The following is a 2,874-nucleotide window of genomic DNA, read 5'->3' on the forward strand; positions in this document are numbered from 1 at the left end:
AGGCAAGAAGGATACACCTGTTCCCATGCCGAACACAGCAGTTAAGCTTCTTAGCGCCGATGGTAGTTGGACCTTTGGTCCTGTGAGAGTAGGACGTTGCCACGCAAGTGTCGTTATTTTTTTTTTATACACTGATATAATTATTATTCCGCAATAGCTCAGTTGGTAGAGCGCATGACTGTTAATCATGATGTCGCAGGTTCGAGCCCTGCTTGCGGAGTGTTTTTTTTTTAACCTAGGATATACGCCGCCTTAGCTCAGTAGGTAGAGCGCTTCCATGGTAAGGAAGAGGTCGCCGGTTCGATTCCGGCAGGTGGCTTTAAGAGGTTATTATAGAGAGTCAATCAAAATTCATAGAATCGTTACAGATGTTGTTAATTCAATGTTTGTGACGATTCTTTTTTTTATACTAGGATAGGTTATCAACTTAACTCTCGTTCTCGTAAGGAGGCGTGAATTCAGTTTTTTAAGGTTCTTTGTCAACGGGTGTTGGTGAGTTTATAAGGGGGAAATGATCGACAAGTACCAGTTGAGATGAGTATAAACTATTATAATAAAGCCCTAAAAAAGGAACGAGAGTTCATCTCGAAATTCTTTTTGATACAGATCATTTCATGACAATTGAGCCATATTCTTTAGCTTGGAATAAAGTACTGGAATCATTCAATCGTTATATTTTGAATGATAAAAAAGAAAGATACTAATAAAAATTTGAACAATTTTACTTGTAATTTAAAACTATCTGTTGAAATGAGGATTGTATGTATAAGGATAAAGAATTGCCTATACGCCCAGCAATTAAGCAAGACTGGAAAAATGCGGGAATTAATTTTTAAAGATGAAGCACCGGAATAGAAAAAGTGGGATGGACCCTATTATCTTCATAGGCCCATATCTTTCAAAAAATTTGAGGAGATTTCGTCTAAATATATTGAACAGAATGATTTTTGGTAATCACTAATGACGACATTGTTTGAGGAATTGTTTCTAATTATTTTGAAGATAGTCAATCTGTATGGTTGGAAGTAGGGGAAGTGATACATGATGGACTGAATTGGAATAAAGGCATCGGTACCCGAGCACTAAAGCTGTTGGTAGATCATATTTTCAATACTTTACCACAAGTGAGAGTGGGGTTGACCCCTTGGTCAGGCAATCAGCGTATGATACGAGTAGCACAAAAGCTAGGGATGCAGCTAGAAGCACGTATAAGAAAAGTAAGATTATACGAGGAAAACTATTATGATTCGATTCGCATGGGAATTTTAAGGGAAGAATGGGAAAGCAAACAAATAAGCAGTATTAAAATTTAGGTGTCCGAGTAATCCTAATCAAGTTTTAAAAGGGGAATTTCATAATATCAACCAAGACTTTATTGAAAGAGTATGGAAAATTAAATTATTAAAGTACGAAAAGCATAAAGAAAAGTGTGAAGGAATTCTTATTGAAACTAATGGGGGAAAATAATACGAAGTAGATTTGGAAAGAAAACCGCTAGAAAGCTTGACTACTTTGTTGCTTTTTGGTGGAAAGATCCTTTAAATAAAAATCTGCTTTTTCGATCAGAAGCTAGTTCTAAAGAACTAGCAATAGTCGAAAAAGATACTGATTATGAAGGGATTTTTATCATTTCTGAAGATGCAGCAATTAAACATTGGATTTTAACTAATGAAACCCAAAGAGAAAAAATGGCGATGACCATCTATCCATCCTGGTGTCAAAAATTAAATGAAACAACTAAAGCTACACAAAAATGACAATAAAAATATTAAAAAAATATTCCGAGTAAGGAATTGTGTCTAATTGGAAATAAAAAGTTGAATAGAGCAAATTTAATATTGGGTGCTGTAAATCAGTGCCTTTTTAAACAATCACTATAGTAAAAAAGTCAAAGATTTATTTTAATAGCCAGTAATTAAAGTATAATAGTAAGAATGAAATCAAATTATACTTTAAAGGGAAGAGGTAGGTAGTGTAAATAGCTGAATTAGAAAGTCGCTTGATAAACACTTAGACACTAATAAATTCATCACTGTTGCTTGGAATTTCAATAGAACTTTACAAATAATGAAAGCTAGCAGTATCTGGCTAAGGTGATTAGAGATAATCCATTCACAAGAAAACAATATAATAGAAGTATCGAATCAATTTAATTACTCATAACTAACGTAGGCCGCAAATATCTATAAGAAAGAAAAGCTGTAATAGGACAATACTATAATTAAACAGCAAATAATTAATGAAATACATTTACGTAGCAAAAACATGACTTAAAAGATAAAGATAGAAAGCATACTTAAATCTCATCAATAAAAATAAAATAAATAAATAAATGAATTCGCGAAAATAGTACATTAACGGCCTCATACTCAAACAAAATGAAGCCTGCTGTTGAGTGGAAATGTAAAGAGCCACAAAAATAGTCAGTAATTTCAGAAAGATAGTAAAGATGATTTTATAAATGAAAAAGATATGAAAGCTCAGTGCAAAGGGTTTTTATACTATGATAAGGATTAAAAAAAGTATAAAGCTGTTTATATTAAAAATACTTTCAAAAAGTGTTTGACAGATGGAAGCTTCCCGTGGTATATTAGTTCTTGTCGTTAAGAGGACGAAGAAATTGTAAAGAATATTTCATATATTTGAAACACCTCTGTAAAAACTTAAAAGAAATTTAATTAAGTGGTTGACAAGCGACAGAGAATCATGGTATTATATAAAAGTTCCGTTAAGGCGATGCGCTTCACAGCCATCCAGTCACAAAAAAAGAATTTAAATAATCTTTTGAAATGTGGTTGACAAGCCTAATCGAAACGTGATACAATATAAAAGTTGTCACAGCGAAACAAAACATTCGCAACTGACACAAAGCTC

At 33.0% G+C, this 2,874-nt stretch carries 2 protein-coding genes, 2 tRNA genes and 1 rRNA gene; all 5 read left to right on the forward strand.

All coding sequences use genetic code 11. The annotated features are described in order from the left end of the window. Positions 1-105: ribosomal RNA gene (rrf, locus tag ACTQ5J_RS13350) — 5S ribosomal RNA — on the forward strand; the annotation flags it as partial. 42 nt (positions 106-147) lie between these two features. Continuing rightward, positions 148-220 (forward strand) — tRNA-Asn (locus tag ACTQ5J_RS13355). Positions 221-246: 26 nt separating this feature from the next. Beyond that, positions 247-319: transfer RNA gene (locus ACTQ5J_RS13360), tRNA-Thr, on the forward strand. A gap of 661 nt (positions 320-980) precedes the next feature. Beyond that, entirely contained in the window at positions 981-1,313 is a 333-nt protein-coding gene (locus ACTQ5J_RS13365) for a GNAT family N-acetyltransferase (RefSeq protein WP_441753714.1), read from the forward strand. 153 nt (positions 1,314-1,466) lie between these two features. After that, positions 1,467-1,757: a MepB family protein gene (locus ACTQ5J_RS13370; protein ID WP_441753716.1), complete on the forward strand. Its 291-nt coding sequence runs from the start codon at positions 1,467-1,469 to the stop codon at positions 1,755-1,757. Positions 1,758-2,874 lie beyond the last annotated feature (1,117 nt).

The sequence above is a fragment of the Fundicoccus sp. Sow4_F4 genome, from assembly GCF_052116145.1.
Classification (GTDB): Bacteria; Bacillota; Bacilli; order Lactobacillales; family Aerococcaceae; genus Fundicoccus.